We start from the raw sequence: 3,514 nt of genomic DNA, 5'->3' as shown, positions 1-3,514 counted from the left end.
CCATCGCCGCGGCGGTTTTCGCCCCACCCTGGATGCTGATGATGTCGACGTTGAGGCCGTATCTCTCGAAGAAGCGCTTGTCCTGCGCGATCCAAGCCGGCACCGCATCGAGGTCGTGGAACGCCAACCCGACGCTGAGGGAAGTCAACCCCTGGGCCCGGACCGGCGCGCGGTCGGGCGCGAGCAACGCCGCGAGGGCCGCGCCCGCCGACATCGTGAGGAATTGACGCCGGCCGACCGGTGCGCGGCGCCGGGCCTCGCTCACGAGAGGACGATGTGCCCCCACTTCTTCAGCACCTCGGCACGGCGCTCAGGACTCGATTCGGCGACCACGGGAAACTGGTCCCGCCACTCGAACGGCCGGGTGGCGTCGATGATCGCCCGCGAGTTCAGCCCCTTCTGCCCCGGCGGGATGATCGGGTCGAGCGGGCCGCTCCAGCACCGCCGGAGGATGTCGATGTCCTTCTCCGGATCGCAGCGGGTGCAGATCGCCCACATGACCTCCTCGAGGTTCATCACATCGATATCCTCGTCCACCACCACGGTAAAGCGCCCGAGGTACGCCCCGGCGTGACACTGCGAAGCGACGACCGCCGCCTGCTTCGCGTGCCCCGAATAGCGCTGCTTAATGGCCACGACGTTGAACAGCCGCGAGCCCCCCACCTCGTGGCACCAGACGCCCGTCACGTCGGGAACGCCGGAGGCCTTGAGCTCTTCGTCGATCGCCGCTGCGCGCAGGAACGCGCGATAGTAGGCCAGCTCCGAGGGAGGCTTGACGGGCGGGGACCCCAGGAGGATCGGCTGGTTGCGGTGGTACAGCGCGGCCACCTTCACCACCGGCTCCTCCCGCTGCTTGCTGGCGTAGTACCCCGTCCACTCCCCAAACGGGCCCTCCGGCAGCTTGTGGCCCGGATCCACGAAGCCCTCGATCACGATCTCCGCGTGCGCCGGAATGGGCAGCCCCGTCACCGGGCCCTCGATCACCTCGACGGGCTGTCCTTTCACCCCGCCCACCCAGTCGTACTCCGACATCCCCCACGGGATCTCCAACGAGCCCGCCATGAAGATCGCCGGATCGTGCCCGAATGACATCGCGATCGGCATCGGCCCGCCCCGCGCAAACCACTTCTCCCGCTGGATGCGCCCCTGCTTCCCGGGCGAGATGTAGAATCCCACCTGATTCCGTTCATGCACCATCACCCGGTAGCAGCCCAGGTTCACCCACCCTTCCTCTGGATCGCGGGTGATGTCGACGCTCCCCGTGCCGATGTACCGGCCGCCGTCGTGCTCGTGCCATTTCGGCGTCGGAAACTTCAACAGATCCACGTCCTCGCCGCGGGCGACGTTCTCCATGACCGGACCGTCCTTCACGACCTTTGGCGGGATCGGCCGGAGCGCCGCTTTCTTCTGCTGCCACAGCGGCACCAGCTCCTTGATGTCCCGGTCCGTCGGCAGGCCGAGCGTGTACGCCAGACGCTTCGGCCCGCCGAGCGCGTTGGCGACGATGCGGTAGCCCGCGGGGTACCCCGTGATGTCGTCGAACAAGAGCGCCGGTCCGTGCCGGTTCATCACGATCTCGGTGATGACCCCGATCTCGACGTTCCAGTCTGCCTTCTGGACGACCTTGAGTTCCCCGAGCTCCTCCACCTGGGTCATCCAGCCACGCAAGTCTCGGTAGCTCATCGCCTCTCCCTCTCTGTCCGCGCCGCAGCGGCGCGGCCCCTAGATCGCCTCAACGGGACGCTGCACGGGGGGCAGCTTCGCCCGGTCCAGCACCGCGTCGAGCCGGACCGCGAGCGCCTTTTCCGCGGGAACCATCGGCAGCCGGTGCTCGTTGGCGGCGATGAGCCCCAGGCGCTTCATCATGTACTTGATCGGGATCGGATTGGTGTCCCAGAACACCGCGCGGTTCAGCTCGAACAGCTCGTAGTGAAGACGCCTGGCCTCGTCGAGATCGCGTGAGGCGACAGCTTCGTACAATCGCGCCACTTTCCGGGGGGCGAGGTTGCCCACCGCGTTCATCAACCCCGAGGCGCCGATCGCAAGCATCGGGAAGCTCAGTTCCTCGAGGCCCACGAAGACGCGGAACTCCGGCCCGAAGCGATCGAGCAGCTGGCTCACGAAGCCGAGGTCATTGACCGCCTGCTTGATGCCCACGAGCGTGGGGAGCCGTTCGGCGATCCGCTCCATCGTGTCGAGCTCCACCGAGACGGCCGCCCTCCCGGGAATATGATAGATCAGGAACGGCAGCGCGGTGCGGCGGCCGACGTCCACAAAGTACTCGACCAGCCCCCGTTGGGGCGGGCGGATATAGTAGGGGGTCACGACCAGCACCGCCTCGGCTCCGGCAGAGACGGCCTGCTCGGTCAGCCACACCGTCTCCGCGTGCGATTGCGACCCTGTGGCGGCGACCACGGGAATCCGCTTGCGGCTCGCCTCGACGGCGACCCTGACCAACCTGGCGCGCTCCTCGGCCGTCAAGGCGCTCGGCTCCGAGGTGGTGCCGTTGACGACGATGCCGTGGGAGCCTTCCGCGATCTGGTACTCGACCAGCGCGGCGTACGTCTCGTAGTCCACGGCCCCGTCTTTGAAGGGCGTGATCAGCGGGGGATACGAGCCCCGCAAGAAGCGGTCGTCGAGGTTCACCGTCTGCTCCTCAGGATTTCGCGGCGACCTTGCCCTTGGTCTCGAACCCCTTCTGCGAACCGAGCAGCCGCGGGGGGTGCCGGAGGTCTTCCTGCCAGAGGAGCGAGTCCATCGCGATGTTCAGGGGCTGATCCTGGATGGTGAGCTCGTAGACGGGCTCGTTGTTGGACGAGTGGTTGTGGATCGCCCAGCCGGGCGCTGTGAGCATCAGGTCGCCCGCCTTCCAGTAATAGGTCTTGCCGTCCACGATGCTCTTCCCGCTCCCGCCGAAGAAGTAGTTGATCGCCGCCGAGGCATGCCGGTGGGGCTTGTCGTTGATGGATGGCGGCCGGATCGTAATGGCCGCGAAGAAGTTGTTGGTCGTCCCGTTCGTGCGGCCGGTGGCCGGATTATACAAGAGGTAGAGCCGCCGGCCGACATAGCCTTTTCCGAGGACCGCGAGCTTGTCGAGTTCGGCCTTGACCCGCGCCCACGGCCAGTGGAGGGGCCGCTGCTCGACCGCCTCGGGGTTGATCAGCTTCTCGTACGACATCAGGGTGGAGCCTTCGTCGTCGATCTGGATGAAGTCGGGAAACGGGGGGTGCGCCGGCTTGGGCCCTGCCTCTCCCCCCTCCGCCTCTTCGCCGGCCTCTTCTGCCTGCGGGTTGTCCTCGACGTAGTGGATCATCATCTTCTCGAGGACCGGGGCGTTGCTGTAGGTGAGACGGACCTGCAGCTCCTTGGTGTCGTTGACGTGGGTGTAGGTGGCGAGCGATGGGTGGATCCAGACGTCGTACTGGGTGAAGCGGATCGTCTTCCCTTTCACGATCGTATGCCCGCCCCCCTGGATGCAGAAGTTGGCCTGCGTCGAGTTGTGGCGAACGGGCTG

At 66.6% G+C, this 3,514-nt stretch carries 4 protein-coding genes; all 4 read right to left on the bottom strand.

Annotation, left to right across the window (positions count from 1 at the left end):
• A partial coding sequence (locus VFP86_01435) for a hypothetical protein (GenBank protein ID HET8998287.1) occupies positions 1 to 265 on the bottom strand: 265 nt, incomplete at its 3' end.
• Positions 262 to 1,683 carry a UbiD family decarboxylase gene (locus VFP86_01430; protein HET8998286.1) on the bottom strand — a complete coding sequence of 474 codons (1,422 nt, stop codon included), beginning with the start codon at positions 1,681 to 1,683 and terminating at the stop codon, positions 262 to 264. The genes VFP86_01435 and VFP86_01430, both read right to left, overlap by 4 nt.
• 39 nt (positions 1,684 to 1,722) lie before the next feature.
• Positions 1,723 to 2,646 carry a 4-hydroxy-tetrahydrodipicolinate synthase gene (gene dapA, locus VFP86_01425; GenBank protein ID HET8998285.1) on the bottom strand — a complete coding sequence of 308 codons (924 nt, stop codon included), beginning with the start codon at positions 2,644 to 2,646 and terminating at the stop codon, positions 1,723 to 1,725.
• A 10-nt stretch (positions 2,647 to 2,656) separates the two neighbouring features.
• Positions 2,657 to 3,514 (bottom strand): AraC family ligand binding domain-containing protein (locus VFP86_01420; protein ID HET8998284.1); only part of this gene is annotated, 858 nt, incomplete at its 5' end.

The sequence above is a fragment of the bacterium genome, from assembly GCA_035703895.1.
Taxonomy (GTDB): Bacteria; Sysuimicrobiota; Sysuimicrobiia; order Sysuimicrobiales; family Segetimicrobiaceae; genus Segetimicrobium.
Note: the sequence above shows the minus strand (reverse complement) of the source record. Positions and strands in the feature narration are given on the sequence as shown.